This is a genomic window from Streptomyces venezuelae (assembly GCF_008642275.1).
Taxonomy (GTDB): Bacteria; Actinomycetota; Actinomycetes; order Streptomycetales; family Streptomycetaceae; genus Streptomyces; species Streptomyces venezuelae_E.
In genome coordinates this window covers 4,796,761-4,822,842 of the sequence record NZ_CP029189.1, presented here as the reverse complement: position 1 = coordinate 4,822,842, position 26,082 = coordinate 4,796,761, and the positions used below count along the sequence as shown (strand labels likewise).

The 26,082-nt window shown below is 72.9% G+C and carries 22 protein-coding genes and 1 pseudogene; 9 read left to right on the top strand and 14 right to left on the bottom strand.

Annotation, left to right across the window (positions count from 1 at the left end; genetic code table 11):
- Positions 1-81 precede the first annotated feature (81 nt).
- Genes DEJ51_RS21595 through DEJ51_RS21585 form a run of 3 tightly spaced genes read left to right on the top strand, consistent with a single transcriptional unit; the run spans position 82 to position 3,597 of the window.
- Entirely contained in the window at positions 82-906 is an 825-nt protein-coding gene (locus tag DEJ51_RS21595; RefSeq protein WP_150259060.1) for a hypothetical protein, read from the top strand.
- Position 907: 1 nt separating this feature from the next.
- Entirely contained in the window at positions 908-2,830 is a 1,923-nt protein-coding gene (locus DEJ51_RS21590; RefSeq protein ID WP_150259059.1) for a fumarate reductase/succinate dehydrogenase flavoprotein subunit, read from the top strand.
- Positions 2,827-3,597: a succinate dehydrogenase/fumarate reductase iron-sulfur subunit gene (locus DEJ51_RS21585; protein WP_150259058.1), complete on the top strand. Its 771-nt coding sequence runs from the start codon at positions 2,827-2,829 to the stop codon at positions 3,595-3,597. Before DEJ51_RS21590 ends, DEJ51_RS21585 begins: the two co-directional genes overlap by 4 nt.
- 51 nt (positions 3,598-3,648) lie before the next feature.
- Here DEJ51_RS21585 and DEJ51_RS21580 read toward each other — a convergent pair whose 3' ends face one another.
- Complete coding sequence (locus DEJ51_RS21580; protein WP_150259057.1) at positions 3,649-3,888, bottom strand: hypothetical protein; 240 nt, start codon at positions 3,886-3,888, stop codon at positions 3,649-3,651.
- An 84-nt stretch (positions 3,889-3,972) separates the two neighbouring features.
- Between DEJ51_RS21580 and DEJ51_RS21575 the strand changes: the two genes are divergently transcribed.
- Together DEJ51_RS21575 and DEJ51_RS21570 are read left to right on the top strand one after the other, a co-directional pair.
- Positions 3,973-6,084: a TPM domain-containing protein gene (locus DEJ51_RS21575; RefSeq protein WP_411757335.1), complete on the top strand. Its 2,112-nt coding sequence runs from the start codon at positions 3,973-3,975 to the stop codon at positions 6,082-6,084.
- A 38-nt stretch (positions 6,085-6,122) separates the two neighbouring features.
- Positions 6,123-6,842, top strand: coding sequence for a PspA/IM30 family protein (locus DEJ51_RS21570; RefSeq protein ID WP_150259055.1), 720 nt, complete (start codon positions 6,123-6,125; stop codon positions 6,840-6,842).
- A gap of 171 nt (positions 6,843-7,013) precedes the next feature.
- Here DEJ51_RS21570 and DEJ51_RS21565 read toward each other — a convergent pair whose 3' ends face one another.
- From DEJ51_RS21565 to DEJ51_RS21540, 6 genes are all read right to left on the bottom strand, one after another.
- Entirely contained in the window at positions 7,014-9,623 is a 2,610-nt protein-coding gene (locus DEJ51_RS21565; RefSeq protein ID WP_190620974.1) for a SpoIIE family protein phosphatase, read from the bottom strand.
- Between the two features lie 209 nt (positions 9,624-9,832).
- Complete coding sequence (locus tag DEJ51_RS21560) at positions 9,833-10,261, bottom strand: ATP-binding protein (RefSeq protein ID WP_150259054.1); 429 nt, start codon at positions 10,259-10,261, stop codon at positions 9,833-9,835.
- A 153-nt stretch (positions 10,262-10,414) separates the two neighbouring features.
- Positions 10,415-10,825, bottom strand: a complete 411-nt coding sequence (locus DEJ51_RS21555; RefSeq protein ID WP_150259053.1) for a (deoxy)nucleoside triphosphate pyrophosphohydrolase — start codon at positions 10,823-10,825, stop codon at positions 10,415-10,417.
- Between the two features lie 39 nt (positions 10,826-10,864).
- Complete coding sequence (locus DEJ51_RS21550) at positions 10,865-11,050, bottom strand: SPOR domain-containing protein (RefSeq protein WP_150259052.1); 186 nt, start codon at positions 11,048-11,050, stop codon at positions 10,865-10,867.
- Between the two features lie 512 nt (positions 11,051-11,562).
- Positions 11,563-12,315 (bottom strand): GntR family transcriptional regulator, encoded by a 753-nt coding sequence (locus DEJ51_RS21545; RefSeq protein WP_150259051.1) that lies wholly within the window; start codon positions 12,313-12,315, stop codon positions 11,563-11,565.
- A 137-nt stretch (positions 12,316-12,452) separates the two neighbouring features.
- Entirely contained in the window at positions 12,453-13,649 is a 1,197-nt protein-coding gene (locus tag DEJ51_RS21540) for a DUF4190 domain-containing protein (RefSeq protein WP_190620545.1), read from the bottom strand.
- A 256-nt stretch (positions 13,650-13,905) separates the two neighbouring features.
- Here DEJ51_RS21540 and DEJ51_RS21535 point away from each other — a divergent pair, with 256 nt between their 5' ends.
- From DEJ51_RS21535 to DEJ51_RS21525, 3 genes are all read left to right on the top strand, one after another.
- On the top strand, positions 13,906-15,000 hold the full coding sequence (locus tag DEJ51_RS21535; protein WP_150259049.1) for a pyridoxal-phosphate dependent enzyme: 1,095 nt from the start codon (positions 13,906-13,908) through the stop codon (positions 14,998-15,000).
- Between the two features lie 208 nt (positions 15,001-15,208).
- Positions 15,209-16,027, top strand: a complete 819-nt coding sequence (locus DEJ51_RS21530) for an isocitrate lyase/phosphoenolpyruvate mutase family protein (protein ID WP_150259048.1) — start codon at positions 15,209-15,211, stop codon at positions 16,025-16,027.
- Positions 16,028-16,071: 44 nt separating this feature from the next.
- Entirely contained in the window at positions 16,072-17,016 is a 945-nt protein-coding gene (locus DEJ51_RS21525; protein ID WP_150259047.1) for an EamA family transporter, read from the top strand.
- Positions 17,017-17,119: 103 nt separating this feature from the next.
- On the opposite strand, the gene DEJ51_RS21520 is transcribed toward DEJ51_RS21525, so the two are convergent.
- The 7 genes and pseudogenes from DEJ51_RS21520 to DEJ51_RS21490 all read right to left on the bottom strand — a co-directional run.
- The gene (locus DEJ51_RS21520) at positions 17,120-17,902 is read right to left on the bottom strand and encodes a trypsin-like serine peptidase (protein ID WP_223836198.1); all 783 of its coding nucleotides are present in this window, start codon (positions 17,900-17,902) and stop codon (positions 17,120-17,122) included.
- Positions 17,903-17,907: 5 nt separating this feature from the next.
- On the bottom strand, positions 17,908-18,921 hold the full coding sequence (locus tag DEJ51_RS21515) for an alpha/beta hydrolase (protein ID WP_190620543.1): 1,014 nt from the start codon (positions 18,919-18,921) through the stop codon (positions 17,908-17,910).
- A 257-nt stretch (positions 18,922-19,178) separates the two neighbouring features.
- Positions 19,179-20,411, bottom strand: coding sequence for an alpha/beta hydrolase (locus tag DEJ51_RS21510; protein ID WP_411757334.1), 1,233 nt, complete (start codon positions 20,409-20,411; stop codon positions 19,179-19,181).
- A 119-nt stretch (positions 20,412-20,530) separates the two neighbouring features.
- Positions 20,531-21,106 (bottom strand): hypothetical protein, encoded by a 576-nt coding sequence (locus tag DEJ51_RS21505; protein WP_150259045.1) that lies wholly within the window; start codon positions 21,104-21,106, stop codon positions 20,531-20,533.
- Entirely contained in the window at positions 21,103-21,495 is a 393-nt protein-coding gene (locus tag DEJ51_RS21500; protein WP_150259044.1) for a PadR family transcriptional regulator, read from the bottom strand. Before DEJ51_RS21500 ends, DEJ51_RS21505 begins: the two co-directional genes overlap by 4 nt.
- Before the next feature lie 42 nt (positions 21,496-21,537).
- Positions 21,538-22,773, bottom strand: a complete 1,236-nt coding sequence (locus DEJ51_RS21495) for an MFS transporter (protein WP_223835916.1) — start codon at positions 22,771-22,773, stop codon at positions 21,538-21,540.
- Positions 22,774-22,937: 164 nt separating this feature from the next.
- Positions 22,938-23,705: pseudogene (locus DEJ51_RS21490) on the bottom strand (ATP-dependent helicase); the annotation flags it as partial.
- Positions 23,706-24,247: 542 nt separating this feature from the next.
- Here DEJ51_RS21490 and DEJ51_RS21485 point away from each other — a divergent pair.
- Entirely contained in the window at positions 24,248-25,672 is a 1,425-nt protein-coding gene (locus DEJ51_RS21485) for a hypothetical protein (RefSeq protein WP_150259043.1), read from the top strand.
- The last annotated feature ends 410 nt before the right edge of the window (positions 25,673-26,082 follow it).

Sequence of the window (26,082 nt, the reverse complement as noted above, 5' to 3'; positions counted from 1 at the left end):
ATCCACCCTCCCCCCGTCCCGTCCGGCCGTCCGCGGCCGGGCCGGACCGGGCACCCCTCGTCACTCCTCCCGGAGTCTTCTTTGGCCACAGGCACGGAACGACCCCAGCAGCGGCCCGGCGGCGTCCACGACGCCTCACGGGCCGCCATCACGGCCCGGCACCTGCGGACCGACCGGTGGTGGCTGGCCCCCGCCGGCACCGCGGCCGGGCTGTTCGCCTTCATCGTCTACTCGACCTGGCGGGCCTTCGCGAACGCCGACTACTACGCGGCCCCGTACGTCTCCCCCTTCTACTCCCCGTGTCTCGCGGAGAACTGCGTCCCGATGAAGGGCGGGCCCAACTGGGAGCTCTTCGGCAGCTGGTGGGGCCTCTCCCCCGCCCTGCTGATCCTGATCTTCCCGCTCGGCTTCCGGCTGACCTGCTACTACTACCGCAAGGCCTACTACCGGGGCTTCTGGGCCTCACCGCCCGCCTGCGCCGTCGCCGAACCGCACACCAGGTACACCGGCGAGACCCGCTTCCCGCTGGTCCTGCAGAACGCGCACCGGTACTTCTTCTACGCGGCGGTCCCGGTCGCGGGCATCCTCACGTACGACACGGTGCTGACCTTCCGCGACGCGCACTACGCCTGGGGCCACATGGGCCTCGGCACCCTGCTGTTCCTCGTCAACATCGCGCTGATCTGGGCCTACACCCTGTCCTGCCACTCCTGCCGGCACATCATGGGCGGCCGGCTGAAGCACTTCTCCAAGCACCCGGTGCGCTACCGGCTCTGGGGCTGGGTCAGCCGGCTCAACGCCCGCCACATGCAGCTGGCGTGGGCCTCGCTGATCAGCGTGGCCCTGTGCGACTTCTACGTGTACCTCCTGGCGAGCGGCGCCTTCACCGATCCGAGGTTCTTCTGACATGGCTCAAGTGGAACGGCAGCAGTGGGACGTGGTCGTGGTCGGCGCGGGCGGCGCCGGGCTGCGCGCCGCGATCGAGGCCCGCGAGCGCGGCGCCCGTACGGCCGTGATCTGCAAGTCCCTGTTCGGCAAGGCCCATACGGTGATGGCGGAGGGCGGGATCGCCGCTTCCATGGGCAACGTCAACGAGGGCGACAACTGGCAGGTGCACTTCCGCGACACCATGCGCGGGGGCAAGTTCCTGAACCAGTGGCGGATGGCGGAACTCCACGCGAAGGAGGCCCCGGACCGGGTCTGGGAGCTGGAGACCTGGGGCGCGCTCTTCGACCGGACGCCCGACGGGAAGATATCCCAGCGCAACTTCGGCGGACACGAGTACCCGCGCCTCGCCCACGTCGGCGACCGCACCGGCCTGGAGCTGATCCGTACGCTCCAGCAGAAGATGGTCCAGCTCCAGCAGGAGGACTTCAAGGAGTACGGGGACTACGAGGCCCGGCTCAAGGTCTTCCAGGAATGCACGGTCACCCGGGTCCTGAAGACGGTGTCCGGCAGCGGTCCGGCCGCGGAGCAGCGGGTCTCGGGGACCTTCTGCTACGAGCGCGAGTCCGGCCGCTTCTTCGTGCTGGAGGCCCCGGCGGTGGTCCTCGCCACGGGCGGGATCGGCAAGTCGTTCAAGACCACCTCCAACTCCTGGGAGTACACGGGCGACGGCCACGCGCTCGCCCTGCTCGCGGGGGCGTCGTTGCTCAACATGGAGTTCGTGCAGTTCCACCCGACCGGCATGGTCTGGCCGCCCTCCGTCAAGGGCATCCTCGTCACCGAGTCGGTGCGCGGTGACGGCGGGGTGCTGCGCAACTCCGAGGGCAAGCGGTTCATGTTCGACTACGTGCCCGACGTCTTCAAGGAGAAGTACGCCGAGTCGGAGGCGGAGGGCGACCGCTGGTACGAGGACCCGGACCACAACCGGCGCCCGCCCGAGCTGCTGCCGCGCGACGAGGTGGCGCGGGCGATCAACTCCGAGGTGAAGGCGGGCCGCGGCTCCCCGCACGGCGGGGTCTTCCTCGACGTGTCCACCAGGATGCCGGCCGAGAAGATCAGGCGGCGGCTCCCGTCGATGTACCACCAGTTCAAGGAGCTGGCGGACGTGGACATCACGGCGGAGCCGATGGAGGTCGGACCGACCTGCCACTACGTGATGGGCGGGATCGCGGTGGACTCCGACACCGCCGCCACCGTCGGGGTCCCCGGCCTGTTCGCGGCCGGGGAGGTCGCGGGCGGGATGCACGGCTCGAACCGGCTCGGCGGGAACTCCCTCTCCGACCTGCTGGTCTTCGGACGGCGGGCCGGGCTGCACGCGGCGCGGTACGCCACGTCCGCGCCGCGCCCGGCGGTCGCCCAGGCGGAGGTCGACGCGGCGGCGACGGAGGCGCTGGCACCGTTCCACGCCGCCGAGGGCGCGGAGAACCCGTACACGCTGCACCAGGAACTGCAGACGACCATGAACGACCTCGTCGGCATCATCCGGCGCGCGGGCGAGATGGCCGAGGCGCTGGAGAAGCTCGCGGCCCTGCGCGTCCGGGCCTCCCGGGCCGGGGTCGAGGGGCACCGGCAGTTCAACCCCGGCTGGCACCTCGCCCTGGACCTGCGGAACATGCTGCTGGTCAGCGAGTGCGTGGCCCGGGCGGCCCTGGAGCGCACGGAGAGCCGGGGCGGGCACACCCGGGAGGACTGCCCGTCGATGGAGCGGGGCTGGCGCCCGGTGAACCTGCTGTGCCGGCCGGTGGACCCGGTGCCGGCGGATCCGGCGGCCGACCGGATCGCGTTGGAACGCACCCGCACCGAGCCGATCCGCCCCGACCTGCTCGCGCTGTTCGAGAAGGAAGAGCTGGCCAAGTACCTCGCCGAAGAGGAGCTGTACGGATGAGTACGTACGACGCGAGCTTCCGGATCTGGCGGGGCGACGCGGAGGGCGGGGAACTGCGGGACTTCACCGTCGAGGTGCACGACGGGGAGGTGGTCCTGGACATCGTCCACCGGCTGCAGGCCACCCAGGCCCCGGACCTGGCGGTGCGCTGGAACTGCAAGGCCGGCAAGTGCGGCTCGTGCAGTGCGGAGGTCAACGGCCGGCCGCGGCTGATGTGCATGACGCGCATGTCGACCTTCGAGCGGTCCGAGACGATCACGGTCACCCCGCTGCGTGCGTTCCCGGTCGTCCGGGACCTGGTGACGGACGTGTCCTTCAACTACGCCAAGGCGCGGGAGGTCCCGGCCTTCGTGCCGCCGCAGGGGGTGGCCCCGGGCGAGTACCGGATGCAGCAGATCGACGTGGAGCGCTCGCAGGAGTTCCGCAAGTGCATCGAGTGCTTCCTGTGCCAGGACACCTGTCACGTGGTGCGCGACCACGAGGAGAACAAGGGCGCCTTCGCCGGTCCGCGCTTCCTGATGCGGGTGGCCGAGCTGGACATGCACCCGCTGGACGCGGCGGCGGAGGCGGGCCTGGACCGCAAACGTACGGCGCAGGAGGAGCACGGGCTCGGCTACTGCAACATCACCAAGTGCTGCACGGAGGTCTGCCCGGAAGGCATCAAGATCACCGACAATGCGCTGATCCCGCTGAAGGAGCGGGCGGTGGACCGCAAGTACGACCCGCTGGTGTGGCTGGGGAACAAGATCGGCCGTCGGCGGGGATAGGCGCCGGCCGGGCCGGGCCCGGGCCCTCGTGGGGCCCGGGCCCGGAGCGGGTCAGCGGCCGGAGTGGTCGATGACGTTGCCGTTCGAGCAGTTGTTCGCGTGGTCCGAGACGTAGTCGCCGAGCACGGGGACCACGGCCACCTCCTGGAGGCAGACGGCGGCCGCGGTGAAGTTCCAGTTGTTGGCCGCGTTCACCCCGCCGCCGAAGTTGCTGTCGTTGTCGGCGTGGGCGGGCGTGGCGAGGGCGAGCGCGGCCACGGCGAGCGCGGCGGCGGAAACGATCTTCTTCATGGGCTGCCAACGAGGCGGACACCGGCCGGTCACGGACGACGCCTCCGAATGCGACACCGCGAAAGCCCCCATACCCTCCCCATTGTGACTCCGCCGAGAACCAGGCCACGCCACAGGACGTTCGTACGGGCCGCGCTCGCCCTGGCGGCCGGGCTGCTCGCGGTCGGCGGCTGGGGCGTGGCCGGAGCCCCGCCCGCGCGGGCCGAGGATCCCGTCACCCTGTCGCAGCAGGGGCAGATCACCGACCTCGTGGGGGCCCTGGGCGACCGGAAGGGCGCGGTCACCGCCGCGCTCGACAAGCTGTACGCCGACCGCAGGATCCAGCTCTTCGTCGCCTACGTACGGGACTTCTCCGGGCGCTCCCCCCAGAGCTGGGCCGACGCCACCGCACAGCGCAACGGCCTCGGCCAGAACGACGTCCTGCTGGCCGTGGCGACCGGTGCCCGCCAGTACGCCTATTCGGCCGACGTCGACTCCGGTCTCACCGAGCAGCAGCTGGCCACCGTCGCGCAGACCGCCATCGAGCCCGCCCTGACGCAGAACGACTGGGCGGGCGCCGCCATCGGCGCGGCCAACGGCTACAACGCGGTCCTCGGCGGTCAGCCCGTCCCGGTGCCGACCATCACCCCCGGCCCGGCGAACCCCGGCGGCGCGGCGGACGGCGAGAGCGGGGCCGGTGACCTCGTGCTCCCGGTGGTCGCGGTCGGCGCGGCCGGGGCGCTCGCGGCGTACACGTACAGCCGCCGCAAGCGCAAGGACGCCGCCGGCGGCGGGCGGGGTACGACGACCGGGCCCGGCTGGCCCGAAGGGGCGCCGGACCGGCTGCCGCTCCCGGAACTGGACTCCAGGGCCAAGGCCCTGCTGGTGGAGACCGACGACGCGGTCCGCACCAGCGTCGAGGAACTCGGCTTCGCCACGGCCCAGTTCGGCGAGGAGGCGGCCCGCCCGTTCATCGCGGCCGTGGCATACGCCAAGGACGAGCTGACGCACGCCTTCCGGCTGCGCCAGCAGCTCGACGACGCCTACCCGGAGGACGACGCGACCCGGCGCCGGATGCTGGACGAGATCGTCGCCCGGTGCACCGAGGCGAACCGGCGGCTGGACGCCGAGTCGGCGGACTTCGACCGGCTGCGGGACCTGGAGAAGAACGCCCCGCAGGCGTTGGCGAACGTGGAGCAGGGCTATCTCGACCTGACCGGGCGCGCGAGCACCGCCGAGGCGACCCTGACCGCGCTGGCCGGGCGGTACGCGGACTCGGCGTCCGCGCCCGTTGCCTCCAACGCCGAACAGGCCAAGGACCGGCTGCTGTTCGCGGCGACCAACCTGGGCCTGGCCCACGCGGCCCTCGACGCGGGCGAGAAGGGCACGGGGGCCGTACACGTACGGGCCGCCGAGGGCGCGGTGGACCAGGCGGCGACCCTGGTGGACGCGGTCGAGCGGCGCGCCCAGGAGCTGGCGGAGGCGGCCGGGAAGCTGCCGGGCGCGCTGACCGAGACGGACACCGACCTCGCGGACGCCCGCGGGCTGCTCGCCGGCACCGCGGAGGGCACCTCGACGGCGGACCTGCGCGGGCGGATCGGCCGGGCGGAGGCGGTACTGGCCGACGTACGCCGGGAGGAGGCGGCCGGCCGCTACGACCCGATCGACGCCCTGCGCCGGATCGAGGAGGCCGACGCGGCCCTCGACGAGGCGCTGGCGGGGGCGCGGGAGCGGGAGTCGGGGCGGCAGCGGGCGGTGGCCCTGCTCGACCAGGCCATGCTGGCGGCGCGGAGCTCGATCGGCGCGGCGACGGACTACGTCACCACCACCCGGGGCGCGGTGGGCAGCCAGGCCCGGACCCGGCTGGCGGAAGCGGGCCGGCACCTGGAGCGGGCGGTGTCCCTGACGGCGGCCGACCCGACGGGGGCGCTGGCGGAGGCCCAGCGGGCGGATGCGCTCGCGCGGGAGGCGCAGCAGCTGGCGGAGCAGGACGTACGCGCGTACCAGGACCCGTACGCGGGCCGGCGGCCCGGCGGCGGCCAGGGCGGCGCCGTGCTGGGCGGGATCATCCTCGGCGAGATCCTGCGGGGCGGCGGGGGCTTCGGCGGCGGGAGCAGGGGCGGGGTCTTCGGCGGCGGGGGCGGCAGCGGCAGCGGTCCCGGCTCCTTCGGCGGCGGCGGCACCCGCGGCCGTATGGGCGGCGGCGGCCGCTTCTGAACGGCACACACATCGGCCCTGACCAGGAGAGACCCACCATGAGCAAGCAGACCATCCTCGGCCGCGTCACCCAGCTCGCCAAGGCCAACATCAACGCACTGCTGGACCAGGCGGAGGATCCGCAGAAGATGCTGGACCAGCTGATCCGGGACTACACGAACAACATCTCGGAGGCGGAGCAGGCGGTCGCGACGACGATCGGGAACCTGCGGATGCTGGAGGCCGACCACAAGGAGGACGTGGACGCGGCCGCCGAATGGGGCGGCAAGGCCCTGGCGGCCAGCCGGAAGGCGGACGAGCTGCGGGCATCGGGGGCGGCGGCGGAAGCCGACACCTTCGACAACCTCGCGAAGGTGGCACTGGGCCGGCAGATCCAGTCCGAGAAGGAGGCGACCGTGGCGGAACCGACGATCGCCGCCCAGACGGAGGTCGTCGAGAAGCTCAAGTCGGGCCTGGACGCGATGCGCAACAAGCTGACGGAGCTCCAGGCGAAGCGTGACGAGCTGGTGGCGCGGGCGAAGACGGCCCAGGCGCAGAACACGATGCTGGACGCGGTGAAGAACATCGACGTGATGGACCCGACGAGCGACCTGGCGCGCTTCGAGGACAAGGTGCGGCGGGAGGAGGCCAGGGCCCTGGGCCGGCAGGAACTGGCCGCGTCCTCCCTGGACGCCCAGTTCGAAGCCCTGGACGACCTGGGCAGGACCTCGGAGATCGAGGCCCGCCTGGCCGCCCTCAAGCAAGGCCGCGCAGCCTGAAGGGTGTCCGCAAAGCAGCGCCGGCCCGGCACCCGGCCGCGTGGCCGGGTCCGGGCGTCGCGCTGCCGTGGACCTCTCCGGTCGGAGCGCTGGGCCGCATCCGCGAACCGGACCGTGCGGCCCGCCCCGCAGCGGCGGCCCGCACGGCCGCCACCCGTTACCCGATACCCGTTACCCGTACATGCTCAGCAGCTGCTCCGCCGACAGTTCGGTGACGGCCTCCGATGCCGCGCCGGGCAGCGGGAGTTCGAACCAGACCGTCTTGCCGCGGTGGGTGCGGCGCGTGCCCCAGCCCGCGGAGAGCAGGCCGACCAGCTGGAGGCCGCGGCCGCCCTCGTCGGTGTCGCGGGCGCGGCGCCGGCGGGGCTGGACCAGGTTGGCGTCCCAGACCTCGCACACCAGGGTGCGGTCCAGCAGCAGCCGCAGCCGGATCTCGCCCTCCCCGTAGCGCAGGGCGTTGGTGACGAGTTCGCTGACCAGCAGTTCGGTCGTGTCCAGCAGCCCCTCCAGGCCCCAGGCCGGGAGCTTGGCCCGGGCCAGTTCGCGGGCCCGGCCCACCGAGCGTGCCTCGCGCGGCAGTTGCCAGTCGCCGACCGCGTCCAGCGGCAGGCCCTGCACCCGCGCCATGAGCAGGGCGATGTCGTCCTCGCCGTGCCGGGTGTCGAGGGTGTTCAGCACGTGGTCGCAGACGTCCTCCAGCGGCCGGACCGGATCCGCGAGCGCCGCGCGCAGTCCGCGCAGCCCCTCCTCCAGGGGATGGTCGCGGGATTCCACGAGCCCGTCCGTGTAGAGGGCCAGCAGGGCTCCCTCCGGCAGGTCGACCTCGACCTCCTCGAAGGGTTCGCCCCCCACGCCCAGTGGCATCCCGGGCGGCACCTCCAGGAGCAGCGCGGGCCGCGAGACGCCGGCCTCGTCCGGGGGTTCGACCAGCACGGGCGGCATGTGGCCCGCGTTGGCGATGGTGCAGCGCCGTGTCACCGGGTCGTAGACGGCGTACACGCAGGTCGCCAGATACACCTCGGAGCGGTCCGCGTCCCGCGAGTGCAGGGCCGCCCGGGAGGCCTGCTGGGAGCCGCCGGGGGCGCCGAGGCCGCGGGCGATCTCGTCGAGCGCGGTCAGCACCTCCGCCGGTTCGAGGTCGAGCAGCGCGAGGGTCCGTACCGCGGTGCGCAGTTCTCCCATGGCCACGGCGGCCCGCAGGCCACGGCCCATGACGTCGCCGACGACCAGGGCGGTGCGGTGCCCGGGGAGCTCGATGACGTCGAACCAGTCGCCGCCGACCTCGGTGGCCGCGTTGCCGGGCAGGTACCGGCAGGCGATGTCGAGGCCGGCCGCCTCCGGGTCGCCGGGGGGCAGCAGGCTGCGCTGCAGGATCAGCGCCCGCTCGTGCTCGCGGCGGTAGAGCCGGGCGTTGTCTATGCAGACGGCGGCCCGCGCGGCCAGTTCCACGGCCACCGCCCGGTCGCGTTCGCCGAAGGGTTCGCTTCCCTTGGTACGGGAGAACTGCGCGAGCCCGACGACCGTGTCGTGGGCGACCATCGGCACGACCAGGGTGGACTGTACGAGGTCCTCCGGTCCCCCGCCCTCGATCAGCCGCGGCCGCGCCGTACGCAGGGCCAGCGCGCCCGGTGACGCGGCCGGATAGCGGTGGACATCCCCTACGGAGACCAGTGCGCCGGGACCCGACAGGGGGGCGTCCGAGACGGCGGAGGCGAAGGCCACCCGGCGCAGGGCGGCCGAGGGCGTCCGGGCCGGGCCCTGCCCGGGCAGGCTGGGCACGCCCGGGCCCTGCGGCCGGGCGGGCCGGTCGTCGTCGCCGAGCAGCAGGCCCTGGTAGAGGTCGACGGCGGCCAGGTCGCAGAAGCCGGGGACGGTGACGTCGAGGAGTTCGCGGGCGGTGGTCTCCAGGTCGAGGGAGTTCCCGATGCGGTGCCCGGCCTCGTTGAGGAGAGCCAGGTTGCGGCGGACCCCGGCGGCCTCGCGGGCGGCGAGGTGGCGGCGGGTGACGTCGGTGCCGATCCCGGCGACGCCGATGGGACGGCCGCTGCCGCCGTGGACGCGGTAGAGGTTGATGGACCAGTGGCGGTTCTCCCGGCTGCGGGGAGTGGCACCGGTGATCCGCAGATCGGTGACGGAGTCGCCGGTGTCCAGGACCCGGCGCAGGGCTTCGGTCATCCGGTCGGCCTCGTGGGCCGGCAGGTAGTCGTGCACGGTCCGGCCGCGGTGCTCCTCGGCGGCGCCTCCGAAGACGGTGGTGAACCGGCGGTTGGCCCGCTGGACGGTGAGGTCCGTGCCGAAGAGCAGGAACCCGAAGGGAGATTGGCCGAATATCGCTTGCGAGGCCGCGAGGTCGGATTCGATCCGGCGCAGCGCGCGTACGTCGACGACGACACACAGCGCGGCCCGCTCGGCGGTCTCGGTCTGGGTGGGCATCACATAGATCTCGGCCACGCCGTGCGCGCCGTTCCCGCCCGGGATACGGAAGGGGATCAGGCCCGTCCATTCCTTGCCGTCGAGGATCTCGGCGACCTTGCGGTGCGCGTCGGGCCGCAGCTCGGGCGGCATGAAGGCGTCGACCGGGTCGCGGCCCACGGCCTGGGAGGCGCTGAGCCCGAAGAGTTCCTCGGCGCGCAGGCTCCACTGGTCGATGAACCCGTCGGGCCCGATCGAGAAGGAGGCAACCTTTATGTAGTCATATATCGAGCCAGGCGGACTGCTGTGCCACAGGGCGTCGTGCCATGTCTCTCGCGGCACGTCGGTCTGATGTGCCTGCGCAGGTATCTCGCTCACGCGACCGTCCCCTCCAGCTCACCGCAACCGGACCGGCCATGACCGAAGTATTCAGCACCACGGCCCCGGACGGCACGGCGTTCACGATCACAGCACGGTCTCGATGATTTCGAGCCATGTCGCGCGATCTCCTCCGAGCCCCTCCCCCCGGCTGCCGCCAGGTGGTGTTCCCGAAAGGTCACGCGCCACCGTTCACCTTGTTACTCACCAGGAATAGCCAATTCGAACCACACAGTCTTGCCCGATTTCCCGTGCCGCGTCCCCCAGCGCTGCGAGGAGACGGCGACCAGGTGCAGGCCGCGGCCCCCCTCGTCGTCGTGGTTCGCCACCCGCTCACGGGGCGGATCCGGAAGCGGATCGGAAACCTCCACGAGCAGCGCGGGGCCGCCCGCGGGGCTGCCGACGGCTGGATTGCGCCGTTCCAGGCGGACTCCGATGGGGCCGGAGGCGTACCGCAGGGAATTCGTGACGAGCTCGCTGACCAGCAGGACGGTCACATCGCCGACGGCCTCCAGGCCCCAGTCGTGCAGGGCGCCACGGACGGCGTGGCGGGCGGTGCGGACGGCACCGGGCTCGGCGGGGAAGGCCCACTCGGCGCATTCACCGTCTGTGTCGATCACGCCGATCACTTCCCGGGCCAGCAGTGACCCCAGTCCGGTTCGTCGGGGACGAAAGGGGGACGAGATAGGGATTAATAGCGACATACCCGATATTCGGGGCGTCGTACCACTCGATCCCCGCCCACCGGCGCACTGTGGCGCAGACGGCCTATCCCGCGAGCGTCACGCGCCCCCGCCACCGTCCCGGCGCAGCCGGCGGCCCGCCTCGGCGACGGCGGGGCGGTCCTGGTCCAGCCAGTCCACCGACTCCAGCTCCTCGGGCCCGAGCCAGCGCAGCTCGTCGTGGTCCTCCAGCGGCGCGGGCACCCCGGAGAGCAGCCGGGCGGTCCACACGTGCAGGACGAGCCCGGGCCGCAGCGGCCACTCCCCCGGGATCCGCTCCAGCGGCTCGGCCTCCACGCCGAGCTCCTCGCGCAGTTCGCGCACCAGCGCGTCGGGGACGGACTCACCCGGTTCGGCCTTCCCGCCCGGCAGCTCCCAGCGGCCGGCGAGTTCGGGCGGTGCGCTGCGGCGGGCGGCCAGCAGGCGCCCCTCATGACAAAGGGCTCCGCCCACGACCACTCGTACCGTCATGGGCGGAGCCTATGCCAGCGTCGCGGGGCGCTGCGACGCTCAGTTCATCGTGGCGGTCTGACCGATCCGCTCGACCCAGTAGAGCTGCTTGTGCCCTCGGTCCTCAAGGCTGTCGGCGATCTTCTGGGCCTCGGACCGGGTGGCGTACCGGCCCACCCGGTAGCGGTTGCCGTTGTCGTCCTCGCGTATGACCAGCCACGGAAGCAGCGCACCGCTGTCGTTCATCGCGTTTCACCCTCCGCCGACGCATCTGTCCGGGAAACCGCATTGCGCATATGCCCGAGCTTACGCCCGACCTTTACGGAGCGGATACGGTTTTTTACGAAGAGATACCTCGCAGGCGTACGCATCCGGCCACGCGTACGAGTGGGCCGCGCGCGCCGGTCCGAAGGGGGCGCACCGGAGACCCGGGCGGGGCCGACGCACCCCCGCAGGGCCCCGATCCGCGCAGGTGGCACCGAGGAAGCGGCGGCGGGCCCGGCGCGGCCCCGGCCGCGGTGCGCGGGGAGCGGGTCCCGGCATACGGACCGAACGGTCCGGGGACGCCCGGCGCCGGGGCGGCACGGGCCCTCACCATCGCGCCGAAACCCGCCGGGTCACGGGAGCCGGGGGCGGGAGCCGGGGCGCCGGAGTCGGGGCGCGTGCGCCGCACCGAACCCGCCGGGGCGCGTGAGTCGCGCCCCGGCGCGCGTGAACCCCCGCCCCGCGCCCGGGGGTTCAGACCGCGGCGGAAGCCGCTACCGGACCGGGAGGTGGTAGGCCAGGCGGTAGCGGTCCGCCGGAACCACCACGTCGGCCGTCTCCACGGCACGGCCGGAGGCGTAGTAGGTGCGGCCGATCACCAGCACCACGTGACCCGGCACTCCCCCGAGGAGCAGGTTCTCCTCCGCCAGACCGGGGCGCGCGCCGACCTCCTCGACCACGTTGTCCACGACGACGTCGATCGCGGCCATCCGGTCGACCACCCCGGAGCCGCCCAGCGGGCCCTCCTCCGGCAGCATCACCGGGGTCCGGCCGGTCACGGCCAGCGGCTCCCAGGAGGTCGACAGCATCATCGCCTCCCCCGCGTCGCGGAAGACGTACCGCGTGCGCATCACGCGCTCGCCCGGATCGATGCCGAGCCGCTTCGCGATCTCCGCGGGGGCGGCCGTCTGTTCGCTGCTCGACTCCCACGTGCCGCGCGCCCCGGCGTCGGCCTGCTCCTGCCGGAACGGCGTCGATGCGCCGCCCGTGCGGTAGCCGGCGCGGGCGACCCGCCGCGGGACCGGCTGTTCCCGTACGTACGTGCCGGATCCGGACCGGCCCTCGACCAGCCCCTCCGCCATGAGGACCTTGCGCGCCTCCAGGGCCACGGTGTCGGAGACGCCGTATTCCTCGCGGATGCGTGCCTGAGAGGGGAGCCGGGCGTGCGGGGGCAGAGAACCGTCGACGATCTTCCGTCGCAGATCCCCGGCCACGCGCAGATAGGCCGGCTGCTCACCGAAAGTCACTGGCCACTCCCATCAGGTTGACAGACAGCTACACCCTGGCAACCGACGGTTGAAGACCGCAAGCAAGGGCCAGAGTTTCACTCGAAGTGATGAAGCCAGGTCACTCAAACCCGTTACCCTGCGTTACTCGGGACCGGTCACGCCGACTCGGACGAGGGCCCCCCGCCGTCCGGGTCGTCCGGCTCCTCCTGGCTGTCCCGCAGCCACTGCGGAATCACCGTCGAAAGCCCGTACGCGCCGCGCAGCGTCCGCTCCGTCTCCGGCGACATCGCGGCCAGCGCCCGGTCCCACTGCCCGTCGAACTCCTCCGGCGTGCCGGCCTGCGAGGCGCGCTCCCACCGTGCGCGCGCCGCCTCGATCTCCCCCAGCTGGGCCGGAGCGGCCTTCTCCAGCCCCGGCCGGGTGGCTTCGGCCTGCAGGAGCTTCGCCTCGGCGCCCAGCACCGCGTGCACCTCGCGCGCCCACGTCCGGTACTCCGGCAGCACGTCCTCCACGTCGCCGTCGGGCGGCCGGCTCATGACGAACTCGGCGCTGTTGGCGGCCCGCAGGAAGGCCGACTGCTCCGGCTTCAGCATGGCGGCGTCCTTGCGCAGACTGCCGCGCCGATCCTCGTCGGTGGTACCGATCACGCAGAGCAGCGTCCGGTCCCCCTGGCTCCAGGACTGGCGGGAGGGCGCGTAGTAGAACATCTCCGCGTACTCGGGCAGTGCCCACGTGTCCATCGCGTACTCGTCCTGGGCCTTCCAGCACGCGTCCTCGGACGCGCGGTCGGCCTCCCGTGACCCGGTGACGACCGGTGCCTGGAGCTCCCTGGCGGCGGTGACCTCGCCGTGGTGCACCTGCGCGCAGTCGATCCGGTACGTCACGGGCCGCTCGTCCACCAGGTCCCCGCCGGGAACGTTGAAGCAGTCGCCCGCCCGCAGCTCGCCGAGGTCCGTGAGCTCGCCCTCGACGTCGGAGTACCCGCTCAGCGGATCGAACGCGTCGTCGGCGGCGCTCAGGACCCGCTCGGCGGTGAAGACCAGCGCGCCGGTCATCACCACCGACACCACCAGGCCCACGATCGCCAGTGCCCTGCCCCGGTCGCCCCGCTTCGTGATCTGCACGAGGGCCGCGATGCCGAAGGCTATGCCGAGCGGCGGGAGGCACAGCAGTCCGGACAACAGCGAGGCGAGTGCGAAGCCGTTGAGCGCCGGCGGCTGCTGTCCGTAACCGGGCGGCGGACCCCACCCCCACTGCGGGGACGGTGGGGACTGCGGGGACTGCGTGAACGGCGCGGACGGCGGGGGCCAGGAGTGGCCCGGTCCTGGAGGAGGACTCGGCGGGGTGCTCACGGAACGGTCTCCATCGCAGGCGGCATCGTGGGACGCGCCGCGGGGGCGCGAACGAATGCGCGAAATAGTACGCATCGGGCTGCCCCGCAGGTCGGCCGCCCCCGCCCCCGCTGCCGCCCCCGCTCCCGCCGCAGGGCCCGGCCCGGCCCGCGCCCGCGGCTCGTGCGCCCCGGTGCGTGACACCGACCCCATTGGTGATCAACGACGTAACATCCGTGCCGTACACCGGCCATGACCGAGCAGAGGTGTTCCACACATGACACACGCACTCCCCGGCTACGTCTGTTCCGAGGACGGCACCCGAGCGGACGTCCGGACCGCGCCGTGGGCGTGTCCGGTCTGCGGCGGACCCTGGGACCTCGATTTCACGCCCGACCCGGCCGCGGTACTGGAACCGGCCGGCGGACCGAACTCGCTGTGGCGGTACGGGTCCGTGCTGCCGCTGCCCGGGGCGTTCTCCGTGTCGCTGGCCGAGGGGCACACTCCGCTCGTCCCGCTGGCGGAGCGGATCCACGCCAAGCTCGACTTCCTGATGCCCACGCGCTCCTTCAAGGACCGGGGTGCCGTGATGCTCGCGGAGCTCGCCCGGCGGCTCGCACCGCAGCGGGTCGTGGCGGACAGCAGCGGCAACGCCGGGACGGCGGTGGCCGCCTACTGCGCGCGGGCCGGACTCGCCTGCGAGATCTACGTACCCGAGGGCACCTCGGAGAAGAAGACGGCGCGGATCCGGTCGCACGGCGCGGCCGTCCAGGTGGTCCCCGGTGGCCGCGAGGCAGCCTCGGAGGCGGCCCGGGCGGCGGCGGACGCTCCGGGGGTCTTCTACGCGAGCCACGTGTTCAACCCGTACTTCCTGCACGGGACCAAGACGTACGTGTACGAGGTGTGGGAGGAACTGGGCGGCCGGCTCCCCGAGGCCCTGGTGGTTCCCGTGGGCAACGGCACCCTGCTGCTCGGGGCCGCCCTGGCCGTGGAGGAACTGGCCCGGCGCGGTGTCCGGCCGCCGGCCCTGGTCGCGGTCCAGGCGGAGGCGGTGTCCCCGCTGGCGCGGGCCTTCGCGGCGGGGGCCGAGGAAGCCGATCCGGTGGAACAGCGGCCGACCCTGGCCGAAGGGATCGCGATCCCGGCGCCGCCCCGCGCCCGCCAGATCCTGGCAGCGGTCCGCAAGTCCGGCGGAACCGTCCTGACCGTCCCCGACGACCGGCTCCGGGAGGCCCAGCGGGACCTGGCCCGGCGCGGCCTCTCCGTGGAGCCGACGGCGGCGGCCTGCTGGGCCGCGGTGGGCCCGTCGGCCCCCGGGGATCCCCTGCAGGGCCGCACCGCCGTGATCCCCCTGTGCGGCGCGGGCGGATAGGCGACGCCGGCGGTCGAGGCGCGGGTCCGGGGACGGCGGCCCGGCCCCGGACCCGCGCCCCGCACCCGCACCCGTACCCGCGCCCGCACCACGACGCGGGCCCCGCGCCCGCACTACGACGCAGGCCCGCCCCGTCCGCCCGCCCGCCCCGGGCTCCATGTCGGAATTCCGCGAGACCGGACGCACCCGGGTCTGGTGAACTGACCCCATGACCACCCATGTTGATCTCGCCGCCAAGGCCGCGGCGTTCGCGGCTCTGCACACCCCCGCCGCCCCGCTCGCCCTCGCCAACGCCTGGGACGTGGCAAGCGCCCGCATCGTCGCCGCGGCCGGCGCCCCCGCCGTCGCCACCACCAGCGCCGGGGTCGCCTGGTCCCTCGGGTCCCCCGACGGCGACGCGCTCGCCCGGGACCGGGCCCTCGACCTCGTCGCCCGCGTGGTCGACGCCGTGTCCGTGCCCGTCACCGCCGACATCGAGGGCGGCTTCGGCGCCGACCCGGCCGCCGTGGGCGAGACCGTGACCGGGGTCATCGCCGCCGGCGCGGTCGGCGTCAACATCGAGGACGGTCACCGCGACCGCGCCGAGCAGGTCGAACGCCTGGCCGCGGCCCGCGCGGCGGCCGACGCCGCCGGGGTCGCGCTCTACATCAACGCCCGCGTCGACACCTACCTCCGGGGCTTCGGCGAGGACGCCACCCGCCTGGACGACACCCTCGCCCGCGCCGCCGCGTACCTGCGGGCGGGAGCGAGCGGCGTGTTCGTGCCGGGTGTCCTCGATCCGGCCACCGTGGCCGAGCTCGCCAAGGGCATCGACGCGCCCCTCAACATCCTGCTGGGTCCGGGCGCCCCGGCCGTCTCCGCCTTCGGCGCCCTCGGCGTCTCCCGCGTCAGCCTCGGCTCCTGGGTGGCCGAAGCCGCGTACGCCGTGGTCCGCCGGGCCGCCGAGGAGCTGTTCTCCGAGGGCACCTACGGAGCACTCGCGCACTCCCTGCCCTACGGCGAGCTGAACGACCTGCTCAAGGGCTGAGATACCGGAAAGCCTGCAGGGGCCAACGACCTTAGGATCCGAGCATGAGCACCTCAACACCGGTCGACGGCAGGGCCGCCGGACCCGCCGCCACCGCGCGCGCCCGGATCACGGGCGCGGTCTGGGCCGCCCTCGCCGTCGTCTACGTCGTCTGGGGCTCGACCTACCTCGGCATCCGGATCGTCGTCGAGACCATGCCGCCCTTCCTCTCCGCCGGAGCCCGGTTCATCACCGCCGGCCTGCTGCTGTCCGCCGTCGTCGCCTTGCGGTACGGTCCGGCCGCGCTGCGGGCCACCCGCGCACAGCTCGGCTCGGCGGCCCTCGTCGGGCTGCTGCTGGTCCTCGGCGGGAACGGCCTGGTGGTCCTCGCCGAGACCTCGGTTCCGTCGGGCCTTGCGGCCCTGCTGGTGGCGGCCGTGCCGATGTGGGTGGTGGTGCTGCGGGCGGGCAGCGGGGACCGGCCCCCGCTGCGCACCCTGGCCGGGGTGCTGGTGGGCCTCACCGGCCTCGCGGTGCTGACCAGCCCGGGGCTCAGCGGCGAGGTGCGGCTGTCGGGGGTGCTGCTGGTCGTGGCGGCCTCGGTCCTGTGGTCGGTGGGCTCGTTCTCGGCTCCGCGGCTGAAACTGCCGGCCAACCCCTTCACGGGCAGTGCCTACCAGATGTTCGCGGGCGGAATCGGCGCCGTGGCGGTCGGCCTGCTGCGGGGCGAGCAGCGCGGTCTGGACCCGGCGGCGATCTCCACAGCGTCCTGGCTGGCCCTCGGCTATCTGACGGTCGTCGGCTCGCTGGTCGGTTTCACGGCGTACGTGTGGCTGCTCCAGGCCGCGCCGCTGTCGCTGGTGTCCACGTACGCGTACGTCAATCCGGTCGTCGCGGTGGCGCTGGGCGCGCTGATCCTCGACGAGGCCCTGACCTGGCCGATCCTGGTCGGCGGTGCGATCGTCGTGGCGGCGGTCGGCGTGATCGTCAGCACCGAGCGAAAGAAGTAGCGGCCCAGCGGCGGCGGCAACGGCGCAAGCAGCACGGCACGGCGCGCACGGCAGCGGGGGTGCAGGGGTGCGGGGTTGCAGGGGTGCGGGGGTGCGGGGGCGTTCAGCCCCGCGTGGCCTGCTCGTACAGGGCCTTCGCGTGCTCGTCGAAGAGCGCGGCCGTGGAGTCCACGTCCGTGTCCCCGCCGCTCAGCACCCCGATCAGCCGCCCGGCCCGGTCCACCCCGCCCCGGTCGGCGATCCAGGGGCTGCCGCTGGTCCCCGTCCAGAAGCCGGCGCAGCTCATGTAGAGCATGTCGGGGTCGTCCTCGTCGTGCCGGGTCTGGGTGGTGCAGGAGACGGGCTTGTTCTGCGGGTTGTGCTCGGACTCCGGGTAGCCGACGACGGTCACGTCCCGCTCGTACCCGGAGGTCCACTCGGGCTTGGGGGCCTCGGCGCCGCCGCCGACCGCGTCCTGGATGCTTCGCCCGTCCTCGTCCCGCTCGATGGTGAGGAAGGCGAAGTCGGCGGTGTCCTCGCCCCATTTCGTCCAGCGTTCGTCCACGTGGATCGACTTGACCTTCCACACGCCCAGCGGCTGGGTGCCGGCGCCCTCGCCGGAGAAGGCCGGGGCGAAGGAGAGCTCGCCGATGGCCAGCCCGTCGTGAGCCACCTCGCCCGGCTGCCCGTCCTCGCCCGCGGGGGCCACGCAGTGCGCGGCGGTGGCGACGACATTGCCCCCGGGGCTGTCGACGACGCTCGCCGTGCACCAGTGCTCGCCGCCCGCCATGAGTACTCCGACGGTGGGGAAGGGGAGCACCGGGCGCTCGCCGGGCGCTTCGATGAACGCGACGGCGAACACCGCGGCGAACACCGCCGCGGCGGCCGCCGACGCCCCCTTCACCACCGTGCTCAACGCACGCCGGGATCGGGTGTCGGTGCCTTCATCACCTTGCTGATCCACGCCAGAGCGCCCTCCCTCATACCCCGCACGTACGACTTTCCGTTGTGCTCACCATCCTGGATCACCTGGAGCGAGGTGTGCACGGGGCCCTTCCCGAAGTCGTTCATGAACTTCTCGGCCTTGTCGCGGCCGCTCTCCTTGGTGCCGATCTGGAAGTTGACGTAGACGTCCGGACCGCCCGCCGCGATCAGCTTCGCGGCGAGCTTCTCCGGGTTGTCGGCGTCCATGGCCTGCGTGTTTCCCTGCCACAGCGGGGAGTCGGGGACGATGTCGACCCCGCTCGCGATGGCCGCCTTGAACCGGTCGGGGTACTTGAGGACGTGCTTGAAGGCACCGAATCCGCCCGCGGAGGAGCCCATGAAGGCCCAGCCGTCGCGGGAGGTGAAGGTCCGGAAATTGGCCCTCGTGAAATCCGGGATGTCTTCGACCATCCAGGTGCCCATCTTGGGCTGGCCGGGGATGTCCGAGGCGTCGAAGTGGTGCTTGGTGTCCGCGTTGTGCACCGGCATGATCAGGATGAAGGGCAGGCTGGTACCGGCCTTGGCCCCGTCGCTCACGGCCTGCTGGAGGCCGAGGCCGGGACCCGTACCCCAGTAGTTGGTGGGGTAGCCGCGGCCGCCGGGCAGGGAGATCAGGACCGGGAAGCCGCTCTTGGCGTACCTCGGGTCGTCGTACTCCTTGGGCACCCACACCCACACGTCACCCGTGAAGCCGGATTTTTTGCCGGTGAGGGTGGTGCGGCCGATCTGGGTGCCGTCGGGCAGCCGGGAGGTGCGCACGAACGAGGCCTTCGGCCCGGTCGGCATCTGCACCTCGGGCGGCAGCTCGGCGGTCGCGCCGGCCTTCTCCTGGACCTTGCCGAAGGAGACCGGATCCCCTATGTCCGAGAAGAGGCCGTACTTGTACGCCGCCGCTCCGCCCCCGGCGAGGGTGAGGGCGAGCCCGCCGCTGATGAGGATCATGCGCAGGCGATGGGGGCGACGGCCGCCCTCGGTCACAGGGCTGCCGTCGCCTTGCTGGTCTTGCTGCACGGTTGTTGTCCCGTTCCTTCTCCGGCGCCCGGTCAGGAGCGCGGGCCGGACCGATCGGTCCCCCTTACACCCTTTACAGAGGTATGAACGACGGGATGGGTTGCCTGGGACGGGGGTGACGTGGCGAGCGCCACGCGCCCGGCCGGGACGGCGACCGGGACGGTGGCCGGGAGTGCCGTCGGCCCTGGTCAGCCGGCTTCGGGCTTCGGCCCCTTCAGGACCTTGCTGACCCACTCCAGGGAGCCTTCCTTCATGCCCCGGACGTAGTGCCAGCCGTTGTGCTCACCGTTCTGGATGTCGCGGATGGTCGTCTTGACCGGTCCCTTGCCGTACTGCTGCGTGAATTTCGTCATCCGCTCCTTCCCGCTCTCCTTGGTGCCGATCTGGAAGTTGATGTAGACCTCGGGACCCTTGGTGTCGATCAGCTTCTGGGCGAGCTTCTCCGGGTTGTTCGCGTCCATCTCGGCCTGGTGGCCCTTCCAGAGCGGGGAGTCAGGGACGATCTCGCCGCCGCTCGCGATCACGGCCTTGAACCGGTCCGGGTGCTGCAGGACGGTCTTCATCCCGACGAAGGCGCCGGAGGAGGAGCCCATGAAGGCCCAGCCGTCACGGGACTTGTACGTACGGAAGTTGGCCTTGGCGAAGTCCGGGACGTCCTCGGCGATCCACGTGCCCATCTTGGCCTGGCCGGGGATGTCGGAGCCGTCGTAGTAGTACTTGGCGTCCGGGTTGAGCACCGGCATGATCACGATGAACGGGAGGCTGGTACCGGCCTTGACGCCCTCGCCGATGGCCTTCTGGAGGCCGAGGCTGCGGTCGGCCCAGTAGTTGTCCGGGAAGCCGTTGCCGCCGGGGAGTGCGATGAGGACCGGGAAGCCGCTCTTGGCGTACTTCGGGTCGTCGTACTCCTTGGGCGCCCACACCCAGACGTCACCCTCGAATCCGGACTTCGCGCCGGCGAGGCGGGTCTTGGCGATGATCGTGCCGTCGTCGAGCTTGGAGGTCTGCTTGAAGCCGGACTTGGGGCCGGTCGGCATCAGCACGTCCGGGTCGCCGGAGGGCGTGGCGGCTGTCGCCGGGGCGCTCGGGTCCGCCTTGCCGCTGACCGGGGGCGGGGTGTTCTTCCCGAAGCTCACGTCCTCGCCGTTGCCGGAGAACCAGTCGAGCTTCCAGGCGGCGAACCCGCCGCCGCCGAGCACGAGCGCGAGGGCGACCGTCGCGCCGATCCATATTCGGCGCCGGGAGCGCTTCGGCTCCGGTGGCCGGGCGGAGGCGGGCTGCTCGCCGTACGGCTGGTGCAGCTGCGGCGGGCCCGGGTAGCCCGGGAAGTCCTGGTGTCCCTGGTACTGCTGCTGGGGCGGGTACTCCTGGTACGACGACTGCTGCTCATCAGGCCGCGGGCGCTGCGGGTACTGGTGCACGAACTTCGCTCCGAACGGTCATGGCTGCCCCCGAGGGCAGAACGGCTGGGCATCCCCTTGTTCTGATGTGCGAAACCCCCGCACAGTTCCAAAACAGAGCAAAATCATGCCGTCAGCGCTCACGAGGCTTGGGGCACGCCCTTCCCGGCGTTCCGGCGGGCCCGTGAGTCGGCGAGTACGTACGGCGCCGCGGGCAGCATCAGGAGCGGCGCGAGCCACAGCGGGAACGTGAACAGCACCCCCTCGCCGGTCAGCCACCTGGCGAGGAACATCACGGGCAGACCGACGACGACGGCCAGCAGCCACCCCTGGTACATGCGCAGGGTGCCCCGCCGCAGCTCCCAGGCGATCGTGGCCGCACCGATCGCCGCCCAGAAGGCGACGTGGTCCGCACGCACCTCCAGCCGGGTGGTCCACCGGATCAGGCACGAGAGGAGCGGCAGGCAGCCGAGGACGAAGCAGGCCATGCCCGCCGTGCGCAGGACCCGCTGGGCGAACGGGGTGCGCTCGCGCGCCCAGGCCGCGGCGAAGGCCCGTACGTCCGGGCCGACGACGTCCTGCGCGGTGCGCCCGGCGGCCTCCGCGTCCTCCAGGTGCGCGGAGAGCTCGTCCAGCATCTCCCGCATGGCCGCTTCGGGGACGCCGCGGTACGCCCAGTTGCTGCGGCAGGCCGCGAGTACCTGCTCGTTCGTCATCCCGTTCGGCATGGCGTGTCTTCCCCCGTGGATGGTGTGCCGGCGCCCAGGATCCGGCCGACGGGCGCGGCGAAGGCCTGCCAGTCGGCCCGCCCGGCGGCCAGCTCGGCGTGCCCGGCGTCGGTCGGTCGGTAGTACTTGCGCGGGGCGCCGCCGCTGGGGGACGGGGCACGGTACGAGGAGATGAGCCCCGCCCGCTCCATCCGTGCGAGCAGCGGATAGATGCTGCCGTCGCTGACGAGGTCGAGCCCGGCGTCGGCGAGGGCCTGGGCGAACTCGAATCCGTACCGGGGCCGTTCGGCGATGAGGGACAGCAGGCAGAGGTCGAGCACCCCGCGCAGGAGCTGGCTGCGCCGTTGGTCGGCGGACGCGGCCGGCTTCTTTGTCATGCGGTACAAGATAGTCATCGACTCCCTTGCGCCGCAAGACAGTCAGGCGTCGCGCGGCAGCAGCAGCGGGGTGGCCAGCAGGAGGACTCCGGCGGCCGCGAGCGCCGTACGGGGGCCGGTGAAGACGGCCAGCACGCCCCACGCGGCGGTCAGGGCCGCGATCGTGAGGCTGCTGCTGACCGCCCAGGCGGCCAGGGTCCGGGCGAGCCGGCCGGGGTCGACATGGTCGAGCCGACAGGTGGCGAGCACGGGGTTGAACAGGCCGCAGCAGGCCACCAGGCCGAGTTGGACGGTGATGACGAGCGCCATCCCCGGGACACCGGGCGGGACGAACGCCAGCCCGAGCGGCCAGCACGCGCGCAGCGCCCCGGCGGTGCGGAGCACCCGGAGCCGCCCGTACCGTGCCACGAGCCGGGGCGCGAGGCGGGAGCCGGCGAGACCTCCGATGCACGGGACCGCGAAGACGAGACCGTACTGCCAGGGCGCGAAGCCGAGACCGCGCAGCAGGAGCAGGGCGAGCAGCGGTTCGGAGGCCATGATCAGGCCGTTGACGGCGATCGCGTTGAGGAACAGCGGGCGCAGCACGGGGTGGCCGAGGATGTGGCGCCACCCTTCGAGCAGATCGCCCGCTCTCAGCCGCGGCACACCGGCCGCCCGCCCGGGCCGCGGCTCCGTCCCGCCGACGGACCGGATGCCGAGCGCCGAGAACAGGTAGCTGACCGCGTCGGCGACCACGGTCACCACCGGGCCGAACATCCCGATCAGGGCACCTCCGACCGGCGGTCCGACCATGGTCGTGGTCCACGCGGTGGACTCGAACCGGCTGTTCGCGACGAGCAGGTCCGCCTTCGGCACGAGCGCCTTCAGATACGCGCCGGAGGCCGCCTTGAAGGCGATGTCGGCCGCCGCGACCACGACCGACACGAGCAGGAGCTGGGCGAACCCGAGCCGTCCGAGCGCAAACGCGAGGGGGACGCTGATCAGCGCCGCGAACCGGGTCAGGTCCATCGCCACCATGACCGGCCGTTTGCGGCGCAGCTCCACCCACGGACCGAGCGGCACCGCGACGACGGCCCCCAGGACCCGCCCCGCCGCGGACAGCGCCGCCACCTGGGCCGGCCCGGATTCCAGCACGAGGACCGCCATCAGCGGGAACGCGCCGAAGGCGAGCGAGGTGCCGAACGCGCTGACGGCGTACGAGGCCCACAGCCGCCCGAACCGCGGCCCGAGCCCGCGCACTCGGCGCTCGCCGTCGCACCGGGTGTCCGCCGCCTCCACTAGGACGGCCCCCTGACCGTTCCTGGACGTGTCCGCTCCTCTTCGGCGATCCGGCGGGCCGCCACGACGGCCGGCCCGCCGACCGCGTACGGGTCGGACAGCCGGCTCCTGCTCCTCGGCCGTGGGCGACGCGTCCGCTCGGCGGCCGGGCCGCGACCGTGACCGCGACCGGAGATCTCCGCGAGGACGTCGTGGTACTCGGCTGACCGCAGCTCGAAGTCGACCCAGGCCGCCACCTCGGTCGGGGGACCGCGCAGCAGATCCACCGAGGCCTGCGCGAGCAGCTCGGGCACCGCGCCCCGCTCCGCGTCCTCGGTCAGGCCGCGGACCTCGGCGACGGCGACGAGCACCCGGTCCCGTCCGGCCCGCCCCGCCGGCAGCATCCGGAGCATCCACAACCGCCCGGCCGCCGGCCTGGCTTCGGCGAGCAGCGGACCGAGCCGCTCCGCGAGCACCACGGCCACGTCGAGCGCGCGCCGCGCGTCGGGGCCCGCCCCCACCAGTACGTGCAGCGCCATGACGAGCGCGGTGCTCCGGGGCTCCGGACGGTCGGCGTCGATGGGGACGGCGACGGCCTCGCGGACGGCGTCGGAGACCCGGCGCGCCGCCGCGACGACCTGATCGGCGGTCCGCTGCCCCACCCCGGGGATCTGCCGCAGCCGGTACGACCCGGCGTCGAGCACCTGCCGGACCGAGCGCAGCCCGCTCCGCTCGACCTCGCCGAGCCTCGGCCGGCCCTCGGCGACCTCCTTCAGCCGGGCCACGGGGATGACCTCCAGGGCCTCCAGGGTCCGCTCGGCCGCCGCGTCGTGGATCGGCTCCAGGGCCTCCCGGACCGCGTCGACGGCCCGCCGGTGGTCGCCGACCACCGCCAGGGCGGCCTCGTACAGCCGCTCTCCCCCGGCGACCGCCTGCCGCTCCCTGCGCCCCATCCGGCCCCGGCCCTTCTCCTCGCGTCCCCCCGCATCCTGCCACCGCCGCGATCCCACGACGCCGCAAGCCCGCACCCCCCGCCCGCGCCACCCCCACTCCGACCTGCGCACGGCCGCCTCCCGGCGCCCCGCGCGGCCCGATCCGGGACACGCCCGGGCGGGTTACCGGCGAGGGCCTGCGGCGCCGGCCTCCACGCCCCACCCGGAGCGACCAAGCCGAACTCGCCGCCGCAGCACAGGACCGCGGCCGGCTGCCCGACGCCGTTCGGCGATCGCAGCGGGAAGGGGCGACCGCAGCGGAGGCGCCATCGGCGTCCCTCAGGTCCGGCACCTCGTCGATGAGCACACCACGGGCTGCAACCCGGGCATCTGGCCGAGCTCACGACGTGGGTCTCGCAGTTGCCCGCAGCCCGCGCCCCCTGACGACCGATGTCCTCGCTGCCACGAGCAGCGAGGACATCAGAGTGCAGCGTGAGCTGTCCGTGGCCTATGGCAGGCATCGGCGCACCCCTGATGTCGGAGTCGGCTGGAACACTGCGGTCGTGATCAACGAGATGACCCCGGACCTTCCTGATGCTCCCGGCGGCTGCCTGCCACACGGAGCACGGGCAGAGCTCTCAGGCACCGCCTGGGAGAAGCTGCCGCACGTCTGTGCGGGCCTGCACGGTGTGCCCGACACACCGGACGTCCTCGGTGCCGTGCTCGCCGCCGACCCGGCCCGCCGCGTACGGGCGGTGGGCGATCTGTATCGGCTGCTCCTCCACCAGGAACAGGTCTTTGCAGCGACCGCTCCGGCGGCCTTGGTCCTCGCCTGTCTTCTCGACGATCCGCGCACCCTCGCCGAAGACCGGTGGGAGCGCAGGGCCGGTGTCCGGTCGCTTCGCGCCGAACTGCTGAACTGGCTGGCCTCGTTCGCCGACCTCGCCCGCCTGGACGTCGAGGACGGCGTCGGCACGGCGCGGGATCTGGCCGCCGCCCGTGCGGCACGGCCGATGCTCCACGACCGCATCGCGGATTTCTGTGACGACGACGATCCACTGGTGAGGGAGGCCGCGCTCGCGGCCAGCGCCCTGCTCCTGGCCGACCCCGCCCTCACCTCGTCCGTACCCCGGTACGCGCCCGCCGTTCGCGAGGTCCTGGCCGTGAGCGCGGACTCGTACTACCGGTGGATCGCCCGGGAGCGGCTGGCTGTCTGGGGTGAGGACGTCACCGGTCTCGTCACTGCGGAGGAGGAGCGCCGGGCGGCCCTGGACCGGGCGGGCGAGTTGGCGGAGGACCCGTTCGGCCAGGATCAGGCACAGGCGATCCGCTGGCTGGAAGAGCAACCCGAGGACACTGCAGCTCCGGAACAGCTCGGCCGCCGGCGTGAGGACCGGGCCGCGCCCGTACCGGCCACCCCGCACGAGCCGGCACCCGAGCCGCCCGTGGCCGCCCTGGGGAGTGAGACTGGATACCGCGGCCCGTGGCGGATCGCCCGGAAGGAGGAGCGCGCCGAGTGGACGTTCACGCCGTATGTAGGAGTCGGCCCCCTGCACTTCGGGATGACCTTGGAGGAGATCACCCGCGTCCTCGGCGAAGGACCGGCCTTCTCGTCCTACTCCCACCACGGCGAAGACCAGCAGCTCGACTACGCCGACTTCACTGAGAGCGGGATCAGGGCCCTCTTCCACGACGGCCGGCTGGGGTGCGTCGCCGCAGACGCCCTCACGGGCCCCCAGGTGAGGCTGGACGCAGCCCCGCTGACCGGCTGCGCACCTTCCCACGTGGAGGACTGGCTCGTCCACCGCACGACACGGCCCGGAAGCCTGGCGTACAGCGTCGCCGGCGATCCGGTCTTCGCCGACCTCGGCCTGGCGATCCGCTCCCAGCGGGCCGGCGACGTCGTCCTGACCCGCCCCCTCTTCCTGCTCCACGCCTGGCTCGACCTATGGCACTCCCTGCCCAGCGCAGAGTGGAACTGCTCCTGAACCGTGGTCCGCCTGCCGGCCCCACCCGAGTGCGCGGGTGACCGGAGCAACACACCTGCCCACTGGAGCGGATGGGGAATCAACGCGAGCAGCTTTGTGGCCGGCAAGCAGGCGGCCGAGGAACGGACCGGATGCCTCCGCCACGACGCGTGGAGGGGACATCGGGCCGTGGCGCCAGCTGAATCGCCCTTCGCCGAGGCGTACTTCGGCTCGTCCCTCGCGGTGCCGTCGGGGAGCCGCTGGCACGGAAGCCCAACGCCCCCTCCACGCGCGGAAAATACCCCAGCCCCTTGACGGCGGACGTACTACTCTTGTCCTGGTTCTCCGCCGACAAAGGGAGAGTCAGGCAAGCGTTTTCCTGTGGGTCCGAGGCAGCCGTACATGTCCGTGCGGAGCGACGACAGCAGGCA